Source organism: Pectobacterium aroidearum (assembly GCF_041228105.1).
Classification (GTDB): domain Bacteria; phylum Pseudomonadota; class Gammaproteobacteria; order Enterobacterales; family Enterobacteriaceae; genus Pectobacterium; species Pectobacterium aroidearum.
In genome coordinates this window covers 4,477,835-4,502,530 of sequence record NZ_CP166097.1, presented here as the reverse complement: position 1 = coordinate 4,502,530, position 24,696 = coordinate 4,477,835, and the positions used below count along the sequence as shown (strand labels likewise).

Annotated in this window: 27 protein-coding genes; 24 read left to right on the top strand and 3 right to left on the bottom strand. The window is 47.6% G+C overall.

All coding sequences use genetic code 11. The annotated features are described in order from the left end of the window. Positions 1 to 15 precede the first annotated feature (15 nt). From AB8809_RS20315 to AB8809_RS20250, 14 genes are all read left to right on the top strand, one after another. On the top strand, positions 16 to 399 hold the full coding sequence (locus AB8809_RS20315; protein ID WP_349855462.1) for a hypothetical protein: 384 nt from the start codon (positions 16 to 18) through the stop codon (positions 397 to 399). A gap of 121 nt (positions 400 to 520) precedes the next feature. Continuing rightward, positions 521 to 829 carry an RAQPRD family integrative conjugative element protein gene (locus AB8809_RS20310; RefSeq protein ID WP_349855460.1) on the top strand — a complete coding sequence of 103 codons (309 nt, stop codon included), beginning with the start codon at positions 521 to 523 and terminating at the stop codon, positions 827 to 829. Continuing rightward, positions 826 to 1,062 (top strand): TIGR03758 family integrating conjugative element protein, encoded by a 237-nt coding sequence (locus AB8809_RS20305; RefSeq protein WP_349855458.1) that lies wholly within the window; start codon positions 826 to 828, stop codon positions 1,060 to 1,062. Before AB8809_RS20310 ends, AB8809_RS20305 begins: the two co-directional genes overlap by 4 nt. Before the next feature lie 28 nt (positions 1,063 to 1,090). Continuing rightward, positions 1,091 to 1,450 (top strand): TIGR03745 family integrating conjugative element membrane protein, encoded by a 360-nt coding sequence (locus AB8809_RS20300; RefSeq protein ID WP_349855456.1) that lies wholly within the window; start codon positions 1,091 to 1,093, stop codon positions 1,448 to 1,450. 11 nt (positions 1,451 to 1,461) lie between these two features. Then, positions 1,462 to 1,836: a TIGR03750 family conjugal transfer protein gene (locus tag AB8809_RS20295; RefSeq protein WP_349855454.1), complete on the top strand. Its 375-nt coding sequence runs from the start codon at positions 1,462 to 1,464 to the stop codon at positions 1,834 to 1,836. After that, positions 1,833 to 2,492 carry a PFL_4703 family integrating conjugative element protein gene (locus AB8809_RS20290; RefSeq protein ID WP_119888221.1) on the top strand — a complete coding sequence of 220 codons (660 nt, stop codon included), beginning with the start codon at positions 1,833 to 1,835 and terminating at the stop codon, positions 2,490 to 2,492. Before AB8809_RS20295 ends, AB8809_RS20290 begins: the two co-directional genes overlap by 4 nt. Continuing rightward, positions 2,489 to 3,385: a TIGR03749 family integrating conjugative element protein gene (locus tag AB8809_RS20285; protein ID WP_349855451.1), complete on the top strand. Its 897-nt coding sequence runs from the start codon at positions 2,489 to 2,491 to the stop codon at positions 3,383 to 3,385. The genes AB8809_RS20290 and AB8809_RS20285 overlap by 4 nt, the downstream gene beginning before the upstream one ends. Next, the gene (locus tag AB8809_RS20280) at positions 3,382 to 4,923 is read left to right on the top strand and encodes a TIGR03752 family integrating conjugative element protein (RefSeq protein ID WP_349855449.1); all 1,542 of its coding nucleotides are present in this window, start codon (positions 3,382 to 3,384) and stop codon (positions 4,921 to 4,923) included. Before AB8809_RS20285 ends, AB8809_RS20280 begins: the two co-directional genes overlap by 4 nt. A 2-nt stretch (positions 4,924 to 4,925) precedes the next feature. After that, complete coding sequence (locus AB8809_RS20275; protein WP_226293462.1) at positions 4,926 to 5,729, top strand: hypothetical protein; 804 nt, start codon at positions 4,926 to 4,928, stop codon at positions 5,727 to 5,729. Further along, the gene (locus AB8809_RS20270) at positions 5,716 to 6,180 is read left to right on the top strand and encodes a hypothetical protein (protein WP_349855447.1); all 465 of its coding nucleotides are present in this window, start codon (positions 5,716 to 5,718) and stop codon (positions 6,178 to 6,180) included. The genes AB8809_RS20275 and AB8809_RS20270 overlap by 14 nt, the downstream gene beginning before the upstream one ends. Next, positions 6,170 to 6,580, top strand: coding sequence for a TIGR03751 family conjugal transfer lipoprotein (locus AB8809_RS20265; protein ID WP_349855445.1), 411 nt, complete (start codon positions 6,170 to 6,172; stop codon positions 6,578 to 6,580). The genes AB8809_RS20270 and AB8809_RS20265 overlap by 11 nt, the downstream gene beginning before the upstream one ends. After that, a complete protein-coding gene (locus AB8809_RS20260; RefSeq protein WP_349855443.1) occupies positions 6,580 to 9,405 on the top strand; it encodes a conjugative transfer ATPase in 2,826 nt (941 codons plus the stop codon). Before AB8809_RS20265 ends, AB8809_RS20260 begins: the two co-directional genes overlap by 1 nt. Then, the gene (locus AB8809_RS20255; protein WP_349855441.1) at positions 9,402 to 9,800 is read left to right on the top strand and encodes a hypothetical protein; all 399 of its coding nucleotides are present in this window, start codon (positions 9,402 to 9,404) and stop codon (positions 9,798 to 9,800) included. Before AB8809_RS20260 ends, AB8809_RS20255 begins: the two co-directional genes overlap by 4 nt. Positions 9,801 to 9,969: 169 nt before the next feature. Further along, positions 9,970 to 10,872, top strand: a complete 903-nt coding sequence (locus AB8809_RS20250; RefSeq protein WP_349855439.1) for a hypothetical protein — start codon at positions 9,970 to 9,972, stop codon at positions 10,870 to 10,872. Here AB8809_RS20250 and AB8809_RS20245 read toward each other — a convergent pair. Further along, positions 10,869 to 11,096, bottom strand: a complete 228-nt coding sequence (locus AB8809_RS20245; protein WP_349855437.1) for a hypothetical protein — start codon at positions 11,094 to 11,096, stop codon at positions 10,869 to 10,871. The two genes, AB8809_RS20250 and AB8809_RS20245, sit on opposite strands and share 4 nt — an antisense overlap. A gap of 190 nt (positions 11,097 to 11,286) precedes the next feature. On the opposite strand from AB8809_RS20245, the gene AB8809_RS20240 reads away from it, so the two are divergent. From AB8809_RS20240 to AB8809_RS20205, 8 genes are all read left to right on the top strand, one after another. Further along, positions 11,287 to 13,674 carry an ATP-binding protein gene (locus AB8809_RS20240; RefSeq protein ID WP_349855435.1) on the top strand — a complete coding sequence of 796 codons (2,388 nt, stop codon included), beginning with the start codon at positions 11,287 to 11,289 and terminating at the stop codon, positions 13,672 to 13,674. Positions 13,675 to 13,834: 160 nt separating this feature from the next. Further along, positions 13,835 to 14,086 carry a hypothetical protein gene (locus tag AB8809_RS20235; protein WP_349855433.1) on the top strand — a complete coding sequence of 84 codons (252 nt, stop codon included), beginning with the start codon at positions 13,835 to 13,837 and terminating at the stop codon, positions 14,084 to 14,086. Positions 14,087 to 14,173: 87 nt separating this feature from the next. Then, a complete protein-coding gene (locus AB8809_RS20230) occupies positions 14,174 to 14,785 on the top strand; it encodes a GNAT family N-acetyltransferase (RefSeq protein WP_349855431.1) in 612 nt (203 codons plus the stop codon). 139 nt (positions 14,786 to 14,924) lie between these two features. After that, positions 14,925 to 15,329, top strand: a complete 405-nt coding sequence (locus AB8809_RS20225) for a TIGR03757 family integrating conjugative element protein (RefSeq protein WP_258884383.1) — start codon at positions 14,925 to 14,927, stop codon at positions 15,327 to 15,329. Continuing rightward, complete coding sequence (locus tag AB8809_RS20220) at positions 15,326 to 16,294, top strand: TIGR03756 family integrating conjugative element protein (protein ID WP_349855428.1); 969 nt, start codon at positions 15,326 to 15,328, stop codon at positions 16,292 to 16,294. Before AB8809_RS20225 ends, AB8809_RS20220 begins: the two co-directional genes overlap by 4 nt. A gap of 78 nt (positions 16,295 to 16,372) precedes the next feature. Next, positions 16,373 to 17,737, top strand: a complete 1,365-nt coding sequence (locus AB8809_RS20215) for an integrating conjugative element protein (RefSeq protein WP_349855502.1) — start codon at positions 16,373 to 16,375, stop codon at positions 17,735 to 17,737. 2 nt (positions 17,738 to 17,739) lie between these two features. Then, entirely contained in the window at positions 17,740 to 18,084 is a 345-nt protein-coding gene (locus tag AB8809_RS20210) for a hypothetical protein (RefSeq protein WP_349855426.1), read from the top strand. Between the two features lie 9 nt (positions 18,085 to 18,093). Then, the gene (locus AB8809_RS20205) at positions 18,094 to 19,659 is read left to right on the top strand and encodes a conjugal transfer protein TraG N-terminal domain-containing protein (protein WP_349855424.1); all 1,566 of its coding nucleotides are present in this window, start codon (positions 18,094 to 18,096) and stop codon (positions 19,657 to 19,659) included. 27 nt (positions 19,660 to 19,686) lie between these two features. On the opposite strand, the gene AB8809_RS20200 is transcribed toward AB8809_RS20205, so the two are convergent. Further along, complete coding sequence (locus tag AB8809_RS20200; RefSeq protein WP_349855422.1) at positions 19,687 to 19,956, bottom strand: hypothetical protein; 270 nt, start codon at positions 19,954 to 19,956, stop codon at positions 19,687 to 19,689. A gap of 176 nt (positions 19,957 to 20,132) precedes the next feature. On the opposite strand from AB8809_RS20200, the gene AB8809_RS20195 reads away from it, so the two are divergent. Further along, complete coding sequence (locus AB8809_RS20195) at positions 20,133 to 21,449, top strand: hypothetical protein (protein ID WP_369986672.1); 1,317 nt, start codon at positions 20,133 to 20,135, stop codon at positions 21,447 to 21,449. Between the two features lie 136 nt (positions 21,450 to 21,585). On the opposite strand, the gene AB8809_RS20190 is transcribed toward AB8809_RS20195, so the two are convergent. Beyond that, positions 21,586 to 22,362, bottom strand: coding sequence for a hypothetical protein (locus AB8809_RS20190; protein ID WP_349855418.1), 777 nt, complete (start codon positions 22,360 to 22,362; stop codon positions 21,586 to 21,588). 1,035 nt (positions 22,363 to 23,397) lie between these two features. Here AB8809_RS20190 and AB8809_RS20185 point away from each other — a divergent pair. Then, on the top strand, positions 23,398 to 24,285 hold the full coding sequence (locus AB8809_RS20185; protein WP_349855416.1) for an integrase domain-containing protein: 888 nt from the start codon (positions 23,398 to 23,400) through the stop codon (positions 24,283 to 24,285). The last annotated feature ends 411 nt before the right edge of the window (positions 24,286 to 24,696 follow it).

The following is a 24,696-nucleotide window of genomic DNA, read 5'->3' as shown; positions in this document are numbered from 1 at the left end:
TGTTGGATGATAAATATGCATAATAGTTATGTTGTCGTAGGAGCTGCCCATCCTCAAATTGGTTGTCTTTTTTTAGAAAGAATTCCAGATAGTGAGGTTGGCTACGTTGATATTTATCAGATTACGAACTTACTTAGCCGTGCTGACGTTCGTACTGCCGGATGGCGAGAGCATCTATCTTATGAGAATCCTCCCTTTGATATAAGGGCTGTTAGCGAACATATTCGTCGTATTGACTGGTATGATAACAGCCATGTTCATGACATCTGTTGGAAAAATCATATTCAGATAAAAGAGTTAAGAGAATGGAGCCTTGATATCCAGCGCTGGAAGGACATCCCTGTTATCGCCAAACGACATGGAAATGACTACGAAGCAATGACGATCATTTGTTGTTAATCGGGTATTGTCCTTTCTGATGTTCTAAATTTTCATCCTTTCATAAACAGTTTCCTGCTGTGCTTATCCCCCTGTTACGTCAGTCTTTCTCCTCGCCGTTATGCGCTACAGGAGAAGAGAGATGTGCCGATTTATTGGGCTGAGTGTACTGCTGGCTTCGGTTTGCGTAGTTCAGGCCCATGCTTCCGAAAAAGACGAACTTGCACTGGTTATGCGTCAACTTGATCAGGTTCAGGCTGGATTAGATCGTGCCCGGGTGGTTGCCAATCAGAATAGCCAGGATGCACGCTTTTATTTTGATTACAGCAGTGCTTCCCGAGACATATCCGCTATGCGGAAGGGTATTGAGCAATACCTTGAGCCCTCTCGTGCCCAACCTTCGGTACCGCTGTCTGTCAGTGGGCAATATCGCCAGGAGAGAGGGCAATGAATGCTGCACAGAAGGCCGCCTGGAGCGCAGCATCGGGTAATACCGATCCCTCAGTACTCAATCTGCTGATCCTCGGTCTTCTCTTCTCCATCTTATTTCTGTTTGCAACTTGGGCATTAGTTACGGCTTACAAGGGTTGGACCTCAAGAACTATTGATGCTGAATCAGCGGGTTCATTTACGCTCCGGCTCGTTCTGCTTCTGGTTATCTCCATTTTTCTCTTCGCTAGCTGATTTTCACACTGAATAAAAAGGTTAATTCATGAAAATAGTCTCAATGATGCGTCGTGCCACAGAACGTCTGACAACGTTGGCTGTACTAGGAGGACTCTATTCAGGTCAGGTGCTGGCAGATTTGCCGCCTATTGAAGCACCATCAAGTGGAAGCGGAGGCGGTTTATTCGGCACTCTGAAGGGGTATATCAAAGATGGGGTATCTCTTACTGGGCTTGTTATTGCTGCAATCGCGTTTCTGATCGTTGCCAAGATCGCTATATCTGCGTTTCATGATGTCAGAGGGGGTAAGGCTGACTGGGGGACCTTTGTTGCGTTTATCATTGTCGGGGTGTTACTGCTGGTTGCTGTTATCTGGTTAGCCACTAAGGCGCTGGACATTCTGTAAGGAGCGGGAGCATGGCCGTGATTGAGTTTCTCCCCGATCGTTTGAATGTTGCTCCTATGGTTTATCGTGGATTCACTACAGGTGAGCTAGGACTGGCTGCGGGGTTAGGGGTTGCACTGGGAATACCGTTGGCATTTCCACTGGCATTTGTCCCTTTTATTGGTTGGATTGCTTTTCCTACCTGCATGCTGATAACCCCGTTATTTGTGGTGTTTCTTGGTGGTAAATGGATCAGTTCATTTAAACGAGGGAAACCCGAAAATTATCTTTGGCGGCGGTTGGATGAGCTTAAAGCAACATGGGGCATGAGTCGCGGCCTGATCCTGATTTCCCGCTCATGGGAGTTGAAACGTACTCGCTCCGTTTTTCAGAGGAGTAGATCATGAGCCGCTTTCGTAATGCTGTCAGTGCTCGCGACAATCATATTTTTACCTTGCGGGCCATCGTTGTTGGCCTGTTTTTATTGCTGATTTTCACTGCTTCGGGCTGGATGATGGCGCCAAGTAAACTGACGATCCACAATCCTCCAGACCTACGTTCTGGTAGCACGCGCGAGTGGTGGCGAGTTCCACCCTCAACGGTATACAGTTTTGCCTTCTATATTTTTCAGCAACTCAATGCCTGGCCAAAAAACGGTGAAGTGGATTATCCCGCGAAAATCGCGCAGTTAAGTCCTTATCTGACACCTGCATGCCAGGACTTCCTGAACAAAGATGCTCGATTTCGCACTGACAATAGCGAGCTGCGTGATCGCGTTCGTGTTGTGTATGAGATCCCCAAACGCGGTTATAGCAGTAAAAGCGTCGATGTTTTGTCTGATGATGACTGGATTGCCCGTCTGGATTTGGTCGCTGACGAGTATTACCACACTGAACCCGTAAAACGGGCAATGGTGCGTTATCCATTGCGGGTCATCCGCTGGGAAGGTGATCCAGAACGCAACCAATTTGGGTTGGCTCTCGATTGCTATGCCAGCACGCCTCAACGACTGGAAGCGATGCCGGTTGCTGCTCCTGAGAAAAAATCGGGGGTATTCCAGTGAAGCTGAAGGCCTTATTGGCGATATGCGTATCTCTCTTGTCATTACCTATCAGCGCACTGGAACTCATGAAGTGGGAGCGTATCCCACTCCAAATTCCTCTGAATGTAGGGCAAGAACGTATTGTTTTTGTCGACAAAAACGTACGAGTTGGATTCCCCCCGTCACTGAGCGGAAAACTGAGGGTCCAGAGTAGCGGAGGATCGGTTTATCTCAGCGCCAGCGAGCCTTTTTCTTCTACACGCCTGCAATTGCAGGATGTTGAGAACGGTGAGGTGATCCTCCTGGATATTAGCGCTGTAGAAGGGAAGAGCGTTCGTGAGCCTGTGCAGGTCGTTTATGCCGGGGAGGTCTCTTCTGTCTCTACCAATGATAATGCAAAGGTTAGCGGCAGTAGTAACAAAGCAAGCCATCCATCTTCCTCCCGTGAGTCAGCAGATAAGGCTGAACGGCATTCTCCCGTTTCTTCTGTCCCCGTTCCTGTCCTGTTGACGCGCTATGCAGCACAAAGTTTGTATGCGCCATTGCGCACCGTTGAGTCAGTCCCTGGGATTGGGACTGTATCCCTTAAGCTACCGAGCCCGATAACAACATTATTTCCTTCTGAGCCGGTCGTGGCTGTGCCATTGGCGGGATGGCGACTGAATAATTTTAGTGTTATCGCATTGCAAATACGCAATACCTCATCCGGTAAGGTGATCTTGGATCCTCGCAGGCTACAGGGAAGATTTGTCAGCGCGACGTTTCAGCACCGTTGGCTGGGGAATGCCGGAACGCCGGAGGATACGACCGTCGCCTATCTGGTCATTGATGGTCAACCGGAAAGCGCATTTCTGCCAGAACCTGTGCTACCTGCCAAACCGGTTAAATCAACATCCAGGGGCGTGACAAAATGAAAATGCAGTCAAATATGCTCGTTAAACTGGCAGTACCGCTAACGTTGCTGGTGACGGTTTTTATTGGTTTGAAGGCATGTTCTCCCGACAAGGCGCAACAACAGCCAGATACTGCGGCAAAAAATGATGCCACCCTGAACGATGTCACTCCTGAGCAGTTAAGGGCGCTGGGGATTGAAGGGGACACGCCTCAGGATACGCTACGTACGTTGATTGGTCGTCTGAATACGGTCACAACCAAGCAAGATCGGCTGGATGCTGAAAATAAGGCGCTGGCTGAGGAAAATAAGCGTCTGAAGCAGACCAATCAAAATGTGGATGAACGTATTGGTCAGGCGATTGCGAATGCAAAAACAGAAGAGAGTAGTGAGAAAAGCCAACTGAAATCTCAGGTGCAATCGTTAAGCTCTACTGTCAGCGATCTCGTGCAACAACTTAAAGAGGTCGGAACGCCAGGCTCGACGTCTTCAGCGTCTTCCGGCAGTCATGTCGGACCGGGGAGTGATATCCCGATAGGGTTGGGGTTGGATGGCGGTTTTACCGAACAAGGAACGTCGTCTGGATCGTCTGGTACTGATGGATTTCGATGGATTGAACCGATAGATGCTGTTGCGGTGGATGCCAGTGGTAAACCCGTGGCAGAGGGAAGCAGTAACAGAGCGGCGGGGTTTACCTTTGCTACTTCTTTTCTGGAAGAAAATCCGGTCACTCGGCAGCAAGCCGAACTGGCCAGACAAGCAGGGAATGGACAAACGTTAAGTGGAAATAATGCCTCTGAAGGCCCTGTTGAGCCCGTCTATACCTTGCCCGAAAATTCAACGTTGATTGGCAGTCGTGCCATGACGGCCCTGTTGGGGCGAGTGCCTGTCGATGGGAAAGTGACAGATCCGTATCCATTCAAAATTCTCATTGGCAAAGACAATCTGACCGCAAACGGGATCGATCTGCCTGATGTCCAGGGGGCAATTGTGTCCGGTACGGCGACAGGGGACTGGACGTTGTCATGTGTCCGCGGTTCGGTATCCAGTATCACGTTCGTCTTTAGCGACGGAACGGTGCGTACGTTACCGCGGCCATCTGGTCAGACGGAAGGTAACAACAGCCAGAACAGTAATAACGGGGGAAGTATTGGCTGGATTTCGGATGAAAACGGTATTCCGTGTCTTTCCGGTGAACGTAAATCTAACGCATCGACCTATCTACCTACACTATTTGCTCTATCGGCAAGTTCTGCGGCGGGTGAGTCATTGGCACAGAATCAAAATACCACACAAGGGAATGGGTTTGGCGGTGTGACGTCTTCACTGACCGGTGATGCCGGACAGGCCGTAATGGGGAAGGCGATTTCAGGCGGGATGCAGGAAACCGTTGACTGGGTTAAGGCGCGTTATGGCCAGACGTTTGATGCTGTTTATGTCCCCCCGGGCATGAAAGTCGCGGTTCATATTACCCGTCAGCTGGCGATCGACTATGAAGAGAAAGGGCGGAAAGTGAAATATGACTTCAATCTTGGCCAATCTGGCACTGGGATGGATTAACCATGATGACTGAAAATTATCGTTTTGTTGAACAGGTACGATCTGCTCCGCCCTCGTGGGCTAATGATGAGATCCTTCGTTGGGATGATTCGTGTTTCCGTCGCGAGAGAGATTTCATCACCCGTCATTACTGGACGACACAGGGTAGCATCAACGTCTTTCGCATTATTGGTACTGATCACCCACAGTATGCCGGTATGAGTTGGCTGGAGCTGCTGGATCGTGGAAAGCGGATGGATATCAACATTCCTCTGCTGGAAAAGAACCCTGGCTATTACACGGAGCCTGGGCATAAACGGTCGAGCATGAATTTTAACAGTCTGGATGGGATTAATTGGTTTATCGGCTCAGATGGTAATCATCGCAGTTGTCTGGCGCGCTTTTATTTTCACGTCAATGGCCAGGGGGTAACGCAACTGCATGATGTGACGATGAATCACTATGATATCGACCACCCGTATTATGAAGCGTGCAGTGAGATGCGAAAGATTATCGATGCGATGGCTCAACTGGGCATCTATTTGAAGCTTGAGGTGCGGAACCAGGCTGTACATCGTGACGATACGCCAGGATGGAAGTTGGATCATTTTCAGATAGAGGCGCAACTGCACCAACTCGGGGAGCATGATCTCCCTGAGCTATTCGCCGTCAGCTACATGCAAAATGCACAAGATGCCCGAACGTGTCTTTCTGTACTGAAACAACGTTATGAAGAGCGCCTGAACTCGCAACAGGTAAAACCTGGACGAGCGAGATCGAGTTGGATACGTTGGTTAGGACTGGGGACATCGCATGAAAGAAAATAACGGCAATCCCATTAGATGGACCACTAAGTGGTACTTCAGTGCTGGCTCTGGCTATTCTGTGGCGGTCAGTCATGGTGAGTTTGATCTCGAGTTGGCTCAACGTGTTGCGGTATTTCAACAGGCATCTTTGTTTTGGGAGCATAACGCATTAATTCTGATGCTGGGTCCTACCCGTATTGAGGTGCAAGACACTCAATTAACGATTGCTCGGTTGTTTCCTGAGGCGCTTGAAAGATGCAGGGTAGCTTGCTTTCTGGAGCACGTTTCTGCGAGTAATGGCGAGATCATATCGATGGCTCTGAAAAGATTACATGGTGAAGAGTACTGGCAGATGATGCCAGTTCATTTAAGTGAGATGCATCGTGTCCCTGAGCTGCAATCATTCTCCTATGTTTCCAGTCGCTGTGCGCTTTCAGATTCTTCAAAGGAAGGTGATCGGCATGAATATTAAAGCTCAATGCGCGATAGCCTCGCTTTTTTTCGCCGTAACACTTTCAGGATGCAGTACCAGCAAAGAGCAGATGCTGCCTCCGGGCGACAGCACCATGCTCGAGTTGTGGAATGGTGGGGCGTCAACGACTCAAGCCAGGCATGAAGGGCGCACTACTCTGCGGCGCACCCTGACGGATACTGACCAGGTCAATGTGCTGCGGGAGGCGGAAAACTATAGCCGCACTCAGGAGAATGAGATCCAGCAGACGTTTCCTCGTTTGCCGAATCCTGACCTGGTGATGTATGTCTATCCCCATCTCAGTAAGGGTAATACTCCGGTGCCGGGGTATAGCACGGTATTCCCGTTCTACAGCCAGGTGCAATATGCCCTGCCGGGTGAACGGACGGAGGCATTTTAATGTTTTCACTGTTTCAGCGTAGAACGACATCTTCAGATGAAAATCTGAAAGGGAATGGGCCATTTGCGGTAAATGGCCATGAACCGCTTAGCCGTGATGGGCGATTAACTGAGAGGGATGAACAACAACTTTATGGCGTTGCGCCATCCATTATTGATTATATGCCCTGGGCGGAATACCTCTCTGCGGATCAATGCTTGTTGTTGGATGATGGCGCGTCTGTTGGTGCGGTTTATGAAATTACGCCAGTGGGTACGGAAGGACGGCCGGCTGAGCGCCTGGAAGAGATCCGCGATGTGGTTGAAGATGCCTTGCAGGACAGCTTGCCTGAGTTGGATAGTCACCAGTGGGTCGTGCAGCTTTACTGCCAGGATGATACGGATGTGACGGCGTATATGGATAAGTTACGTGGTTATGTCAAACCTTGGGCGGAGGGGACGGCATTCACACAGGCCTGGCTGGCTGAAACCGATCGCCATATGAAAAGCATTTCGGCAGAGAAAGGCCTGTTTGACGATAAAATTGTCACGGGTGCACCCTGGCGCGGACAAACCCGCCGCACACGTATGGTGATTTACCGCTATGTTGAAAAGCAGTCCCGCGATCCGTTACCGCCGGCGACCATGCTGAACCAGGTCTGCGACCGTTTAACCTCAGCATTGTCCGGCGCCGGTATTCGTTGCCATCGGCAAAATGGTGAACAGATACATAACTGGCTGCTACGCTGGTTTAACCCTAAGCCGGAATGGGTTGCGCCCGAACTGCTGTACCGTACAGCGTCACATGACGACGGCGCACCCGATTCTCTTCCTATATTGAACGATTTTAGCGAAACATTGTGGTTTACGCGGCCGCGCAGCGATGCCGAACGTGGAGTATGGTGGTTTGATAATGTGGCGCACAAAGCAGTACCCGTAGAACGGCTGAGAAAAGCACCACAGACGGGGCACTTGACCGGTGAAGTCAGGCGTGGAGAGAACATCAATACGCTGATGGATCTGATGCCGCAGGGAACGGTTATTGCGATGACATTGGTTGTTCAACCTCAGGATGTTTTAGAAGAGGAGTTCGCCAGCCTGGGCAAAAATGCAATGGGCGAAAATGTTGAATCTCAGCGTGTACGCGCAGATGCGGCAACAGCCAAAGAGTATCTGGGTGAGCGGCACAAACTGTATCGCTCATCGTTGACGTTTCTGATCAAAGCGTCAGATCTGGATACGCTCGACAAACGCTATCTCGATATTAGTGCCAAGCTGCTCAATGCCGGCCTTCAGCCGATCAACCCTGAACATGATGTTGCGCCACTCAATGGCTATCTGCGTGCTTTACCGATGTGTTTCAACCCTGAAACGGATCAAAACCACTGGTATACCCGGCTGACGTTTGTACAGCACTTTGCCTGCCTGCTGCCAGTTTTTGGCCGTGATACGGGAACGGGTAATCCCGGCCTTTCCTTTTTCAATCGCGGAGGGGCGGCATTGTCATTTGATCCAATGAATAAGGCAGACAGGACACAGAATGCCCATTTACTGTTGTTTGGACCGACAGGTTCGGGTAAGTCAGCGACATTGTGTAGTGTTTTAGCGCAGGTGATGGCTATCCACCGTTCACGGCTGTTTTTACTGGAGGCGGGAAACTCGTTTGGGCTGCTTGGCGATTACTATGAGTCATTAGGGTTGACGGTGAACAAGATCAGCATCAAACCTGGGCGTGGTGTCTCACTGGCACCGTTTGCCGATGCTCACCTGTTGTTACAGGTAGATCCCAGAGAACTCATTACTGATGAGTTGTCTTTGCCTGAGCTGGATGATGATGCAAAAGAGCCGGATGATGACGATGAGGAAAAGCGCGATATTCTGGGAGAAATGGAGATAGCTGCACGTCTTATGGTCACGGGGGGAGAGGCAGCAGAAGAAGCAAGAATGACGCGTGCCGATCGGGGCATGTTGCGTGAGGCTATTCTGGCTGCGGCGAAACAATCGTATGAAGCTGGACACCAAATGTTGCCCTCGGATTTGATGTCTGCGTTGGAGCATATCGCCCGGGATAACACCAAGGACAGTGAGGGGCGAGACCGCCGAACGGCAGCAAGGCGTGCGCGTGCTGAGGAGATGGCTGAGGCGTTGCGCATGTTTACCGAAGGGTTTGAGGGAGAACTGTTTAACCGCCCAGGAACGCCCTGGCCAGAAGCGGATGTCACTATCATCGATCTCGGTACATTGGCGCGTGAGGGCTATGAAGCACAGATGGCCGTCGCTGTTATCGCCCTGGTGAATACCGTCAATAACATCGCTGAACGTGATCAGTACCTGGATCGTGAAATCAATATGGTTATCGATGAAGCCCATATTGCGACGACGAACCCCCTGCTATCACCGTATATGACTAAGGTGGTGAAAATGTGGCGTAAATTGGGGGCGTGGCTCTGGCTTGCAACACAGAACTTGGCGGATTATCCGGATACGTCGGAAAAAATGCTCAATATGGCAGAATGGTGGTTGTGTCTGACCATGCCACCGGATGAAGTGGAGCAAATCTCGCGGTTCAAAAAGCTGAATGAAGAGCAAAAGGCGATGTTGCTCTCTGCGACAAAGTTACCCCGATGCTATACGGAAGGTGTGGTTCTGGCTAAACGGGTAGAAGCTTTATTCAGGGCCGTTCCTCCCAGCCTTTACCTTGCGTTGGGGATGACTGAAAAAGAAGAAAAAGCGGAACGCCGGCAACTGATGAACGAACATGGCTGCAGTGAGCTGCAAGCGGCTTTTCTCGTGGCGAAGAAGCTGGATAAGGCAAGAGGGATTATGACCGAAACGGAGGCTGCGTGAAGCGATTAACGATGTCTAAACCTGAAGTGGTGCCGGATAATGCACTCCCGTTTTCTGTCCTGTTTGATGTGCCTCCGCAGGGTGTTGCCCGTATTGGTGAAGGTGATTCACTCCAACTTGCGAAGTTGGGCGATGAAGTCAGAAAACGCCTAGTCTGCCCGGCTCAACTTTCTGTGTTACCTCATCGTGTTGGTAACCGTTGCTGCGTTTCGGTACATATTAGCGATCCGACAGGAAAGGCGCTTGATCTCCTGATTACGGTTGCCGGCAATACCGTATGGCCAGATGATAATGAATATGCCCGTGGTATGCGCTGGTACATCAATGTCTCCGATGCGACAGACATGATGTGGTTGCTAAAGGCTATTGAGCAGGTGACAGGCGAAAAAGGGTAATTCGGGAACTGGTGCGGGGTTCGCAAAAGCTTTTCTTTGCGGAGCCTGCGCCAGTTGAACAAGCCGCAGGCGCGTTAGTGGGGTGAGGTTGTTAATACCATCCTGTTTTTTACGGTGGCAGTACATGCTATAACCACATGATTACTCAGTCCTATCGGTATTACTCACCATGAACGTTTACAAACTTTCCGTAAAGACTCAGGCCTATTATTTGATTGAGAAAAATGACTATGAGCAACGTACCGCCCGCCGCCCGCCGTGGTACAAAACAAACTCCAGCGGTAATCCTCAATACTTTGCTGTTTGCCCGGCCTGCAATAACCCTATTCAGATAATCGGCTTGTATAAAGCACTGGCCAATACCCCTAATCCCTATGGCAAGCATTGCGGCAGTTCCGTGTACGGTGTCGGTATTTATGACAACGAGGCGTATCTGTGGTGCCCTTATTCGAATACTAAACGCGATGATGGCGATGGCAGACCCAGACGTGCGCCAGGCATACTGACGCAGCAAATCCTGTCTATTCTGATCAATCATTTCGATAAAGTAGTCTGGTTACTCAGTCGGGCGACAGGGATAAAGATTGATGAAGGATTGGCCAAAAGCATGCTACAGCAATATCGTCGGGAGGAAGGGTGGCTGTATGCACGGGCGACATTGATGAATATCCCCTGGGTTTTTCTTTATATGACCGATTTTCAGGCGATCCTGTATAAAAAAGTGGATGCAGATCTGGCGAATGAACTGGTGAGCCGAACATCAGGTCGTCTGTGCTACAGCGACAAAGGCTATGTGATCAAAGATGCAGCCTGCCGGGATTATATTGAGCTTGGTATTTACCAGACGCTGCACCGTTCCCGAGTGGAAGAAGATGAACTGGTTGAGATGATGGATATGGTGTTTACCCTAAGAGAGGGAAAGGAAGCGCCAACAGAAATCTATCGTCAGACGGTTGGTTTTGACTTTAACTATTTCAATAACCTCGTCAACTTCAGTCACTGGAAATCTTCAGCATTCAATGACGCATTGCTGGCGCTGGCCAAAGAGACCTTGGGAGATTTGGTCAATTAACGCAGGGAAGGGAATGTCCCCTGAAGTGTGTGCCACCACTCACTTTCCAGAGGAGGGACTTCGCCCTGTTTTTCTGCTTCTTGCAGGCAAAGCAATATGTGTTCTAGTGACACAAAAAATACATGATGATTGTCCTGCATTACAAAGTGTGTTGTGGGTAACTCGATAGAAGGTAACACGATCCCCCGTGGGTGAGCCTGAGAGGGATTTTTTTTGTCTGACATGTGGGCTTTCCTGTCACGCTTTTACAGTGGAATACTGTGTCCGTTTTTGCCCATGATTACAGCGCTAAACTCATTTCGTGCTGGATATAATTTCTTTCGGTAATTGTGATTACTTCAAACAGAGTTGTTGCTTCTCTCCCGTCGCTGGCTATCGAGAATGGTTGTTTACCTTATTAAGGAGAACACATTCATGCGATACCCTTTCGAGCTTGATCCCCAGATTATTCATCACATTATATACAGCCAGGCGGGTTCCCTGGGAAAAGCCCTGATAGAGCTGCTCATGAACAGCGTTGATGCGCAGGCGTCTTCGGTATTATTGACGGTGTCCCGGGAGGGATTTAGCTGTAACGATGATGGTCATGGTTTTGCATCAAGAGACGATGTGGTGAATTACTTTGGTCGTTTCGGCACACCGCACATCGAGGGGGATGCGACCTACGGCCGCTTCCGGTTGGGGCGTGGGCAGATTATGGCGCACGCCAGAACACTTTGGCGTTCACAGTCCTGGCAGATGCATGTCGATACGCGCCTCATGGGTTATCACTATGACCTGGACGATCTGGGAGAAGGAGTAGCCGGCTGTCAAATCACTGGCGAATGGTATGAACCATTGAGCGAGGCCGAATTGATGTCAGCCATTCAGGAAATCCGCGATCTGGTCCGTTATACCCCGATTCGTGTAGAGCTCAATGGACGGTTGATCACCCGTAATCCGGCTACGGAGAAATGGGATGCTGAAGATGAGTTCGCCTGGTATCGCGTACGTGAAGAGGGGGCTGTATCCATCTATAATCAGGGTGTACTGGTTCGCCATGATCCTGGACATATGTGGGGTGTTGGCGGCCTTATCGTTAGTAAACGTGCTATCGGACTTAATGTCTCACGAACGGAGATCCTCCGTAAAACCTGCCCGGTATGGCAAGGTATCGCTAAACGCTTTGGTGAGTTGGCCGCCGCGCTGGCGAATCAGCTTGGTCACTACCGTAAGACGGAGTCCCGTAGAGAGAACGCGGCGCGTTCGCTGATTGCAGGAGATAGATCGCTGGTCACCTTGTATCGGAATGAAGAGGTAATTACCTTATTGCCAGGGAAAAAGCATGTCACACTGGTCGATTTTCTGTACAAATGCAGGCGGCAGCGACCTGGAGGATATGAAGGGTGTTTCACCATCGCCCGTGGCGCTGATGTTCCTCGCGGAGAGTTGTTGGCCAGCGCCGATATTGTGGTGGTGATGCACCCAATTACACTGACCCGGTTCGGCTGTTACAGCAACGATGAATTTATTGAGTGTCTGACTCAGATCCATAATAACTTGCGTGAGCGCGATCAGACCGAGAAGGGTGCGTGGTATGTTGAGAGAGCCTTTGAGCCTGCCATTATTGATTTCAATACGCTGAGTAATGCTTTTGTCGAACGAACTCAACTGGTCAGGGAAAAGGATGCACTCGATGCTGAAACCCTTCGAGCCTGGAGAGCATTACGTTGGTGCCTGATTCAATATGCCCGTCGTTGCACTGGAGGTAACGGTCGCTGGGCAAACTACACCCGTGGTGGGAAAATTTTTCATATCCTGTTAGGGGAATCGACGTCGGCAGAAGCCTGGACGGATGGTGAAAGCTACATCGCTTATAACATTAAAGTGGTTCAGCGATTGCGTACTGATCCATTACGCGCTGCGAGTTACCTCTTTAGCCTGACGGAGCATGAGATTGCCCATGAAGGAGACAGCATGGACTGTGGCCATGATGAAGCATTCTATCAACGTTTCCACGATGTCAGTATCCGTATGGCGGAAGAACGTCAGCGATACATGCACGTTTTTCTGATGAAATACACCACCAGTATGGAGCGTGAGGGTAAGAAAGCGGCAGGGAAAGCCTGGCAGGAACGCTTTCTGGTCGACCGGGTTGGCAGCGGCCGTGAGAAAAGGGGGTTACCCCGGCTCACCGATGAAACAAAAATAAGTGAAGAGATCAATGAGGTTGTTCCGGATGAACCTGCGTCGCTGATTCAGTTGATTAACCTGCAACCACGGCAACAGTGTGGCGCCAAGCCTGAACCTGACTGGAATGAGGTTATGCTGGAAGGGATTGTTTCAGAAATCAAGCAGTCCCAGCAGAAAAACGTGGAAGATGAGGGCGAGTGGCTTGATTGGATGCTTGGGGGGACTGGGGAGAATGAACGTATTGATGACCGTGAATACCAGGAGTTTATGGAGCAGGTTAACCTGGATATGCATAAGCAGGACCAGGAGGAGAGAGCCAGAATGCTCTCCGTGCTCGAGATCAATTCAGCCCTTCTGACAGAGGATATTTTTTATTTCCTGTATTACGAAACATCAGATGATGACGATTTGCGGGCAGCATGGCAGGAAAAACGCTGGGAGCAGAAGCAAGATACTGATGATGAAATAGAATTGCCTATACCAGAGCAGTGGAAGCCTTATATGCACCCCGAAGAAACACGCTGGATGATCGAAAGAAACGCAGCGGCAGCAGGGTTCTGTGGCTGGCAGGCGGAATTGAGCTATTTACGCTGGCGAACTGAACAGGATCATGACATGTTGGGGGAGTAAATTCCCTCTTGCTTTAGGTCGTGTAAGCAGCCTTTTCCTGTTCTTCCTTAGAATTCACACATATGAATTAAGACTACGGCATTCTATGCCCGAAGGCTATGCTACGTCAGCCTGTCGGTGTACGATAAAAATCCAACTTTCCAGTTATGAAGGTGTGTAGATGATGAGAACAATAGCGATCGTTCAGGGCTCAAGGAAAGGATATGTACTTCAGCAAAACGAACATGGACGATTCGACATGCGGGCACCTGAAAAGGATCAATCAAAAAGTAAAGATCGAGAGCGTGATAAAAATGATTATCATGTTGGTCGTGTTGAAATAGAAGGAAGCATCCATGAAATAGCTTATGTGAGCCGCCCTGGATATGCAGAAATCGTTGCCCAATTGCATTCCATGGGATTAATTCAATAGATAGCTAACTGTTTACCATGGCTGTTTTTCTATCTATTTTTATTAATTTGAATGTTAGAGCTCGATTTTAAATAAGGAACCTACCAAATGTCAGGTATGCCTCAGGCTGAAAATAAACTAAACGATATTTTTTTAGCAAAAATCATTCTTAATGAGTCGAAAGGCATAATTTCTGACTTGGCGTGTCAACCTAAGCTAATGATCCCTTTTATGGGGGTGAACGAAGATGAGTATGATAATTGTTTGAATTATATATCAGAAGTAATGGTAACCTGTTTTCGTAATGGAGAGTTGAAAGTACTCATTAACTGTACTGGTGAACGGTTAAATGGATATGCAGTATTTTTCGATCATCCGGACACTTCATTTTCTCGTTATTGCCATAAAATATTTGTCTTTGAAGAGTTTCGTAATCAAGGGATTGGTTCGAAAATACTAATCGATTTACTTGAGGAATCTAAAAACCTCACATTACTTTGTTCACCAGATTTAATACCATTTTACGAAAAATCAGGGATGACCTTCGTCGGATATAAGGAAATTCCTGAAAGGACTGATGGGTTTGAATTCACAAGAGATATGTATCACGGTTTAGCTGTAATGAATGGTCCAGAAGTATCAGGGCCATCACCTGTTTTCATGTTAAATGATAACGATATAAAAAAAATTCTATCATTTATTGGTAAAACACTAGCATAGATATTCTAACTGCCATGCGAATTTTCCCATTCGATGCAACTGGTAACCTAAATTTTCACAGCCCCATATAGAGTTGTTTACTGACGTATCGCATTGATGATCGCACCTTAGACGGGTATCTGTCTAAGGAGTGTTCACTATGATAAGAGTTATCAGCGTGCTGCCGGTCATGTGTTTTGCTTTGAACGCATTTGCCGGCACGGTGATTTATACCGACAGCGCGCACCCCGTTTCCTCAGTATCTTCAGATATCCCCGTTGTTTATCTCGATGCGGTTGCTAAAGCGGAGCAGAACCTGTTCGGCCAGTTGCCCACTGACGCTGTGCAGGCTGAAAAACAAGCTCGGGAGATAGTGGGATCGCCTGCCTTTATTCAACAGCAGCAACAGATTCAGGATGCTTACCAGGGCGTTGTCCGGGCATGGTCATTGGGTGTAAAGAAATACCCGGCCATAGTGTTTGACGATCGCTGGGTAGTGTACGGAACCACCGATGTCGACCTTGCTCGTCAACACCTGACGCACGCGCAGGAGGCGAAGCCGTGAAACTTTCTTCTCCTCGTAGTCGGCGATTACTTTTGGCTGTCTTGCTCACTGGCAGTGGCTTATGTACTGCCAGTGTCAATACCGCCAGTCTGATGGCCAGTGCAACATCAGTGTCTTGTATTAGCTGGCGTGTAAAAGGGATTTGTTACTGGCTCCTTTGTACCCCATTTGGTTGCTCAATTAAGACGTCGGTAAAAGTGGAACACTTTATTCCTGAAGCGGTGGTTTCTGCCTATGCCAATGAGGGCGAAAATCCCTGGGTAGAAATGGCGACAGTGAGCCAGGCCGCGGGAAGTGGTGAAAGCGCGCTTGTTGGCTCACTGTCCGGTGTTGCGACTGGCGGCGGAAATCAGGAACTGAAAGCGCCAGGGTTGCGCAAGAAAAATATCCATTTCTACTATGCAGATGCGTATGGCCATCCTGCAACCTCAGCGATCGGCGGTATGGTGTCTGGCTATTCATGCCAGACGGCTGCTACGCCGTTTATGCCGTATTTTATGAGCTCACTTGATGCGCTGGTCTGGCGCAGCGGTATTCCTGAATCGCTTTATCCTGAAGCATTGATCCCCGGACAACGTGAACTGGGGAGCCAGGCATCAGCGAATATGTGGGGGAATGTTTATCCACGTAGTGGCTTTGTAACGCAGCATGACGGGTATAAATCTGCCGCTTTAGTCGCACAGCGTGTTGCTGATGTCATTACGCGCAGTGGGCAGCTTCATGTCTATCAACCCCTGGTTGGACAACGCTCACCCGGCTACTGGCCTCCTGACCCGGTTCGTGAAAATACCGGGACGCAAAATCATAAATGGCAGCGCTTATCCCCTCAGTTATCCAATTCATGTGCGGTTTTTCCTGATAGCGGTGCAGTTGCACAGAATGGCCAGTATGCCTGGACATTGTGGCAACCCTATAGCTGTTGCAAACGGCGTGGCCAGACTTTCCTTTACAGCACTGATTTCTAAACAGGCAGAATACCAATGAAAACACAGCAAACTCGTTATTTCCCGTCAGTTTCTATTTTATCCGGCATTCTGGCCATCATGATCCTCGGTACTTCAGCCCATGTGGGAGCTGAAATTAATACTTCACCCTCCGGGGCATCTGTCAGCGGTGCGGTCAGTGACGGGTTGTTCTACTCGATCGGTGGCGGTACGGTGATATCACCTCCGTCATCACGAAACAGCATGACGCGTCTGGGCGTTACCGGTGGTTGGAGCAGCGACCTGATGTGCGGTAATTTCGATATGAAAACGACAGTCGGTAATCAGCTTAACGGTATTACCAGTGGCTTTAAGGATCTGATGGGAACTGTGATTCAAGGGGCTACCGGTGCTGTGGCCAGTATGCCGGCGATGGTCATCCAGCGTGCCAATCCTGCGCTGTATGAAATGCTGACCAATGGTGTTTTGCAGGCAGGACTCAGCTTTGACAAGGCCAAGCTGAGTTGCCAGAGCATGGCCAACAAAATGGCCGATTATACCGTGGGTAATAAATGGACTCAGGCTGCAGTTGTGGAGGAATACAAGGATATTGTGGCATCCAGTAACGGCGATGCAGTCAGTAGCGACCAGAAGTTGCAGAAAGCAACAGGGGAAGAAGGGGCAACCTGGATTGGTGGCCAAAAACGCGGCGGAAAGGGACAGGCAGCTATCAGACCCACCCGGGATTTGGCGAAAGCCGGCTTCAATATGATGAACAACCTGCCAGTGACGAGTAACAGCAGTGTCAGCTCATCAAGCTGCAACGGTACGTCATGCCAGCGTTTCCCTTCTTCTGAAAAAGCGGCTGAAGCGGTCGTCAAGGTACTCGGCGATCGCTCGATTCGTACCTGCCGGGATGCCAGTCAGTGTTCAAGTGGCGGCGTGGAGAACGAACCTGGGAGCAGTGTTGCCGGCACGGGATTCTCCCCAATGCTGGAAGAGGCAACAAAAGAAAATACGGAGCAGTTGGTAAAACTGGTTGGCGGTGCTGAAGCGCCGACGGCCAGCAATTTGGCCAAGCTCAAAACAGGCAGCATGGTTGTGACGCGTAGCGTTATCCAGTCCCTGAAAGATGATCCGGACAATAGCGCACTCATTCAGCGTTTAGCCGGTGAACTGGCGATGTCGGATACCGTTGAAACCGCACTGACGATGCGCAGGATGCTGACTACGGGACAATCCGAACCGAATGCAGCCGATCAACCTGAAGCGCTGTCTGAAGGTGACCGGCGTATTGATGCCCTGGACAGGGAATTGGCTGCATTGAAAAACGAAATGGATATTCGTAAAGCCATCAGTAACAACAGCTTGCTGACCACGCTGGAGCGTCAGGGAGTACGTAATCAAGGCAACCGGTTCCAGCAAAAGAGTGGGAGCCAGGATCAAGGCTTTAACGGATTGAGCCAGAATCAGGGAGGGCAGTAACTGTGGCGAACTCTAAGACCAAGCCTTATGGCTACTGGCGGCGTTATCTGCTGTTCTTCATTACTTGGTTGTTACTTATCACGCTATTGATGCTGTTGGCTGCCGTGCTGTTTGAGAACGATCCGGATGGTCAGGGCATAAAAGTCTGGTTGCATGACAGCCGTTATATCTTGCTGGCCTGGCGCATGATGGTATACGCCGGACTGGCGTGGCTATGGTTTTATGCTGTTCGTCCCAGGCTCATTTCTGCCACTGCATCGCCAGCTTACTTAAGGCGACTGGAATGGTTGGCCGCTGGATTCCTCCTCTTCATCGAGCTGGCCAACTTACGCGCCTTAGTGGCATAAGGAGCGATTGTGACAGCGAATAGTTTTCTTGAATATTTCCTGGTGCTTTTTGGCTGGATATTGAATAACGCCTTCTGGGACATTCTGCTCAGTACCGGGCTCTTTGCGTTGCCATTGGTGTTTAAAGTGCTAGGTATCTGGCTGAAGGTGAGGGAAGAAGGGGCTGATGAAGGGAACAAGGGGATACTGGCATTACCAAGGATGGAGCATGCGCTTTACATTGCGTTTTGTATGATGCTGTTTTGTTGCATTCCACTGTTGCCAGTCGATATCAACGCGATTAAGTTTGACAGCTCCCGGGCGAAACAGTGTGGCATAAACGTGCCGTCGCCGCAGAACTCTGGTTACAGAGGGATGGTTAATGACTTTGATGGCAGAACGGCTGAGGTACCGGTGTGGTGGTATATGTTGCATCTGGTATCGAAGGGAACGACGCAGGCAATGATAGCGTCAATCCCCTGTGGGGATAATCTGCGTCAATTACGTTTCGAAGTGCAGAATACCAAGCTGCGAGACCCTGTATTACAGGATGAAATCCAGTCATTTGCAGACCAATGCTATGCCCGGAGCTATTTTCGGCTGAAGAGTACAAATAGCCAGTTAAGCGATGCGACGATTAACTCAGTGGGTTGGATAGGCAGTAGCTATTTTCTGACTACGTCTGGCTACTACGATACCTACACATCGACAGAGCCACGCAGCCAATGGCCGTATGACAGCCAGCGAGATAGTGGATATACCGACGTCGGCCGCGGAGGATATCCAACCTGTAAGCAATGGTGGTCTGATGGTGATAATGGTCTGAAGAGTCGGGTACTCGCCAATATCAGTGATAGTACAAAAAAAGGGTTGCAACGTAGTGCTGGTAGCCAATGGGAAGAGGCTGCTTTACGTTGGCTGGTCAGCCCCAGAAATGTTGGTCTGTCTGGAACGGGGGAATCCTATACCATCGGTGGTAATGAGAACTATGCAACCGGTGGTTTGTCTGGGGTTTCGTCATTCCTGTCTCGCATGGCATCCACGGCTGGCGTTGGCATGAAGCAAATAGAGGCCGCGCCGGGATTTGATGCGTTGAAGCAAGCACTTCCAATGATCCAGGCGCTACTGGAAATGATGGTGATTATTTCCATACCGATATTAATGATGTTCAGCGCCTATGAACCTAAAACAGTCGTGACGATTTCTTTTGTGTTTTTCGCATTAGTGTTCATTACGTTCTGGTGGGAATTGGCTGGCTGGCTTGATGACAGGCTAATCACAATACTCTATGACAGCATGGCCGAACAAGGTTTGACAGATAAGTCCCCAATGGCTCCATTGACGGATTTTCTCAGTTCGGTATCAGATGGCTGGATCATGAATCTTGTTATGGGGGCGATGTATATTATTTTCCCAATGTTCTGGATCGGTATGTTTAGCTGGATTGGTGTGAATTTAGGAGGGGCAATAGCAGCTTCGTTGAAAGATGGCGCTAACATGCCTCAGCAAGCAGGCCAAGATGCGGGTAAGATGGCTAAAGATACTGCGATATCACAAGGGAAAGGAGTTATGAATAGTGTAACCAAATCTAGGTGATTCAGTGGGCGATTAGTATCTTTCAGGCTAATCGCCTACCTTTATGCTACCACAATAGAAACCAGGTCCCTCATTACCAATTCGGTAACCATCACCTTCGTTTGAAGTGCTTTGATGGTGACTGAGTGTATTAGCAACACAGGATAATACAATAGCTCCAGCATCATGGGTCGCACTGGGGAGGGCTCCTGTTTCCAAAGTCTTACGCTTTAGCTTGCTCTCATCAATGTGACGGCGTTTGCTGTAACGAGCAACAATGCTGTCGATGTCATTTGTGTTAAATCCTTCTTTGCTCATATCCCTATCCTCGGATAAAAAATCCCAATTAATTGTACCATGAGTGTTTTTTGACCGCAATTATTCAAAATACTCCTGACTAATATTTGTGTCTTTGTAGGTGGCTAATTACTGTCAATAATATTTAGCTAGAATTGAACTGTGAACTGGTGTGCAGTATTAATTGACGAAGCGATATGTCGGGTAAATGTAACAAAGGAAAAATAAAAGGTGATACGGAGCCAAGGAAAATGATGTTTGAGCCGAAGATATTTGTGGGAGCTCTGGCGTTTAGGGACAATGTTGTGCCGTTGGAGTTTGAAATTTTGGCGGATGAAGATGGATTTTTGTCTATCAGGCCACTACCTCTGGAGGCTAAAGATCTATTGAAGCTAAATGGTGCTATGGGTAAACCTGGATCTTATGTTGAGTCCTTAGTGCTTAAGGGGGTAGCTAAAGATGGTTCAGCTTTTTTATCTGAGACAATAGAATTGCAAGGTATGAGTCGCGGCCCTGATAAGGGTACTGTTTCGCTCAGGGCGAGAGAATCGATTTTGACGTTCAATATCAATGAACCTGCGAAGGAGCCGTTTATGCGGCTATGGTTCAGGGGGTTCAAATCACATCGAAACCCTGTAGTGACGATGTCCCTAGGTAAGGTTGAAGTCGGTGGGTCGAATAAAAAGACAAGTAAAGATGAGATGTCAGGTTTTGTATCAGTTTATGCTTCTGAAGCAGAATTTCCCGATATAGATAGTTGGGTGAAAAAGACCGACGCATTTCTCACATTTATGCATCGCGGGCTTGGATTTGCCCACGGAGGCCGTCTACAGACACCACGTTTGGATGTAGTTATCGGGACTCGTTGGCAAACAACATTCTATGATGGCCATGGTTTTTTAAAAAACCTTTCGCCGATTCACCATTTGAGTCAAGGTCCGTTTATTGAGGCATTAGCCAAACGTTTCGATGATCCCGCTCCTTTTCCTGAGATGCTATGGACAGCAATAGGTTGGCTTTATGATGACATCTCAATACCCGAGGGGCGTTTTCTCATGGCAATGACTGCTCTGGAAACTGTTGTCGAACATCTTGTTCCGAAGATTTGTACAACTGTTATTCCTAAGACAGATTTCGCCCCCATTCGTGAAAAGTTGATCGGAATTTTGGCGGATTATGAATTAGAGGAAACGGCAGCAAAGATATTTGAGAGTAAGCTCAAAGGACTCAATGCTCGAACATTGTCGGGGAAGATCCAAGGATTAAGGGATTACTATTGCCTATCTGACACTATTTTCCCTAATAGTATGATTGTTGACATAATCAAGATGCGAAATGACATTACCCATACAGGCCAAAACAAAAGACAGCAGGATCTTTTGGCAAAAGAGATATTTATTCGTGAGTTTATCTCTCAAATAGTATTTTGTGAGATTCATTACTTGGGGCCATACCAGAGTTATATTAATGGTTATCAGATTATACCTTTTCAGTCTAATTATAATAAAGGTTGAGCTGTTATCCACATATCCACGGGGAAATAAGCCAGTGAGCGAGCCCCAACCAAGGGGGCTCGCGAACGGGAGCGGTCGGCGAGTGTCGAGCCGACTTTCCCGGTGGGTATGTAGATAACTGTATTTAATTAATATTTTATTTTAACTCGGATTGATTTAATGGACAGGCTAATCCTGCTTCTTTCATTTTTTCTTTTATATGCCTAAAATATTTATCCGATGATTTTGGATGTGTTCTTATTTCATCTATTATTTTATTTAAATCATATTTAACAACAAACCCATTTCCTTTTTTATATATATCATTTTTAGGGTCTTTGCCATTGCCTAGATCTTTATAAGATCGCTCCCCCCCGATGCATGGAATTGATTCTAAACCGCCTGAAAAAGGTGTTAGTACATTTAGTGTAAAATTATCTATGACGAGCCTAAATTCATTTTCAGAATGAAATTTCTGATCTTTATATTTAAAGTTGTCAGTGAAATCATTATTGTTGTTTTTGTCTCCATATATACAGTCATAATGGGTTATTACTTCGCTTAAGCTATGAGGAATCATCCATATTATTTTTATATCATTACTTTTTATTACAACTCCTTCATCAGCGTTCTTTATGTAGTCATTCCACATATTTATATTTTCGTTGTTATTTTTATGCCAGCAAGAAATGTAATTATGCGATGGTGAACGATCCCTTATTCTATTGCTCATTTCTTCTGCACTATTGATGGCGTTCAGAGTATCTTCATCTGACTCATTCCTTCTTAAATTTTCAAAATATTTATCTTGTGTGTAATAACCTTCTCTTTTGTCTTCGAAATCAGATGCTTTGCTAAAATAAATCCCCTTGTCATTTATTAATTGTTCAAATTTCTCAGTAGTTAAATATCGCCATATTGTAAGATGATTCATCTTGTGCTTCCTTTATTAGATTAAATATAAAGTTAATTTTCTGGCTCATATTGTAAACTTAAGTAATGTTCAGGGATTTTATAAAAATAGGTTGAGTTGATCAATATAAACAGATAGCTAAATTTTATTGATCTCGTTATCTAATCGGATCTACTATACACGCGTTGTACTGTTGCTCGAATGCAACATGCCAATGTCCTGGTGATCAGAGAGGGACGCCTTCGGGTGATCACATTGCCAATGTCATCATGACCTGAGAGATGACGCCTTCGGGCGGTAAACCTGTTTAACCTTTGAAAACAGGGGCCGGTAACGGTTAAGGCTCACTTCAAACTTTACGTCTTGCGATATGCAGGCGCTTCTTTAGCAGACTTCTTGATGTCTGCGTACTAACGTCATTACGTCTTCAAGGCTTATCTTGCTTTGCTTACTGGCTGCGAACTTTACGGCTCGTGGGTATGCCAATTGGAACATTTGGCATCTTCCACGTCCGGATTGAGAGCAGAAGTATGCGCGCGTCACTTGCGTATGAGCATCGCGAATACCAAGTGACGCGCGGGCGCGTATACGGTCAGAGCTTACGCACTGCCCGATAGACGGTTTCTATACCATCTGACCAACACGTAGTAACGGTTTTACGGACGTATAAACGTCGAACAACCGTTAACGGTCATGAATTTAACAACCAATCCGAGTGTATGAAGGACATCATCATGAGGACATTTCAATTAGTTAGGAGGTAAATCGGCACGACATCGACGGCGACATCTTTAGTTTATTTTTAACGAACTGATGGCGGAGACGGACGGCGCAAGCAGCGTCGCAAAGGGTTAACACCTGGAGAATCTCGCATGAGTTCAACATTTCGCCCCCCGATGCACAGATGTCTGCTGAGACGCAGGAAGCGCAAAACCAAACCGTGTCATCGGGGATGAAATGTTTCAGGGAATTTGTAGTTAGGTGTTCCCGGTGAGTCAGGTATTCCGTTCACACGGACGGAATACCTGACTCACCTCATTAGAATAGGAGGGCTAAATGGCCAAATTAAATAAAAGCTTGGTAACTCTGGCTCGGCATGGTGGCGGAAGTTTCAAGACCGTTCATGACCGTATGAAAATTGCAGATCGCGTTGCAGATAGGTTGAGAAGCCTAAATATTCAAATTCGTGATGCTAAAAATATCAAACCAAAACACGTCGAGATGTATATGAAGAGTCGACGTCTTGAAAATATATCCATACGGACTCTGCAAAATGAGATGTCTGCGATACGCTGTATCTTACGTGCGTGTGGTAAAACGATTATGGCTAACCCTGAACATGAAACGTTAAATAACCGGGCATTAGGTATTTCTGGGGCCAGCAGAGAAGGGACGAAAGTTGCCATTCCGGATAGCGTATACGAAAGCGTCTTGGAAAAAGTTAAAATTGTCGATCAAGGTGCAGCTGCTGCAATGGAACTATCACGGCTTCTTGGTTTACGTAATGAAGAGACCATTCAATCTGTAAAATCACTTAAAACATGGCAGAAAGCTTTACAAAATGGTGATGAAAAAGTTCGTGTGGTTTTTGGAACGAAAGGAGGGCGCCCTAGAGATACGACTATTATTGACAGAGATAAATTGTTAATCGCAGTGAACAACGCAATCAGCATATCTGATAAAAACAATAACCGTCTGATTGATAGCCCTGCCTTACATTTGGCTATTGAAAAATACCGTAATATTGTAAGAGGTGCTGGACTTTTTGGTAAGTACGCACCTCATAGCCTTCGATATGCGTACACTAACGATGTGACCAATCTTCATATTAAAAATGGCTTTAGCCAAAAGGAGGCTGAAGCATTAGCTTCTATGGATCTGGGTCATGGAGATGGTAGGGGGCATTATGTTGCTCGTGTTTATAACAAAGTTGACCAAGAATAATTCTAGTCCATATTAATTTAGGAAATTAATTTTATGAAAAATGATGAGAGTAATAATACACATCACCAAGTCATGTCTATGTATGTAATCGATATATATGTTAATTGCCCACGATGTGGAGAGAGGCAAGACGGATTCGTTGGTAATCCTGCAGGAGCTTCATTTAAGTGTGACGACTGTGGAGAGACTTACTCTATAGATAAAGATGCTAATGTAAATTTTCGGTAATTGCGCTTTGATATTTTACCAGGCTAGAGAGTTGTAGGGCTTGTCGGCGTTGAAGATTTTGTGTACGATTATTTTGCAAACCGTTGTCTCTGACAACTGCCAATGTTCCAGTGATTTGAGAGGAACGCCTTAGGGTAATCACATGCCAATGCCATCATTAGCCTGGGAGATGGCGCTTTCGAG

Coding starts and splice junctions, on each gene's coding strand:
- AB8809_RS20300 (WP_349855456.1), top strand. CDS start 1,091: ATGAAAATAGTCTCAATGATGCGTCGTGCCACAGAACGTCTGACAACG.
- AB8809_RS20265 (WP_349855445.1), top strand. CDS start 6,170: ATGAATATTAAAGCTCAATGCGCGATAGCCTCGCTTTTTTTCGCCGTA.
- AB8809_RS20290 (WP_119888221.1), top strand. CDS start 1,833: ATGAGCCGCTTTCGTAATGCTGTCAGTGCTCGCGACAATCATATTTTT.
- AB8809_RS20235 (WP_349855433.1), top strand. CDS start 13,835: ATGATGAGAACAATAGCGATCGTTCAGGGCTCAAGGAAAGGATATGTA.
- AB8809_RS20270 (WP_349855447.1), top strand. CDS start 5,716: ATGAAAGAAAATAACGGCAATCCCATTAGATGGACCACTAAGTGGTAC.
- AB8809_RS20200 (WP_349855422.1), bottom strand. CDS start 19,956: ATGAGCAAAGAAGGATTTAACACAAATGACATCGACAGCATTGTTGCT.
- AB8809_RS20275 (WP_226293462.1), top strand. CDS start 4,926: ATGATGACTGAAAATTATCGTTTTGTTGAACAGGTACGATCTGCTCCG.
- AB8809_RS20185 (WP_349855416.1), top strand. CDS start 23,398: ATGGCCAAATTAAATAAAAGCTTGGTAACTCTGGCTCGGCATGGTGGC.
- AB8809_RS20280 (WP_349855449.1), top strand. CDS start 3,382: ATGAAAATGCAGTCAAATATGCTCGTTAAACTGGCAGTACCGCTAACG.
- AB8809_RS20225 (WP_258884383.1), top strand. CDS start 14,925: ATGATAAGAGTTATCAGCGTGCTGCCGGTCATGTGTTTTGCTTTGAAC.
- AB8809_RS20230 (WP_349855431.1), top strand. CDS start 14,174: ATGTCAGGTATGCCTCAGGCTGAAAATAAACTAAACGATATTTTTTTA.
- AB8809_RS20250 (WP_349855439.1), top strand. CDS start 9,970: ATGAACGTTTACAAACTTTCCGTAAAGACTCAGGCCTATTATTTGATT.
- AB8809_RS20305 (WP_349855458.1), top strand. CDS start 826: ATGAATGCTGCACAGAAGGCCGCCTGGAGCGCAGCATCGGGTAATACC.
- AB8809_RS20315 (WP_349855462.1), top strand. CDS start 16: ATGCATAATAGTTATGTTGTCGTAGGAGCTGCCCATCCTCAAATTGGT.
- AB8809_RS20195 (WP_369986672.1), top strand. CDS start 20,133: ATGTCGGGTAAATGTAACAAAGGAAAAATAAAAGGTGATACGGAGCCA.
- AB8809_RS20260 (WP_349855443.1), top strand. CDS start 6,580: ATGTTTTCACTGTTTCAGCGTAGAACGACATCTTCAGATGAAAATCTG.
- AB8809_RS20190 (WP_349855418.1), bottom strand. CDS start 22,362: ATGAATCATCTTACAATATGGCGATATTTAACTACTGAGAAATTTGAA.
- AB8809_RS20245 (WP_349855437.1), bottom strand. CDS start 11,096: ATGTCAGACAAAAAAAATCCCTCTCAGGCTCACCCACGGGGGATCGTG.
- AB8809_RS20310 (WP_349855460.1), top strand. CDS start 521: ATGTGCCGATTTATTGGGCTGAGTGTACTGCTGGCTTCGGTTTGCGTA.
- AB8809_RS20215 (WP_349855502.1), top strand. CDS start 16,373: ATGATCCTCGGTACTTCAGCCCATGTGGGAGCTGAAATTAATACTTCA.
- AB8809_RS20240 (WP_349855435.1), top strand. CDS start 11,287: ATGCGATACCCTTTCGAGCTTGATCCCCAGATTATTCATCACATTATA.
- AB8809_RS20295 (WP_349855454.1), top strand. CDS start 1,462: ATGGCCGTGATTGAGTTTCTCCCCGATCGTTTGAATGTTGCTCCTATG.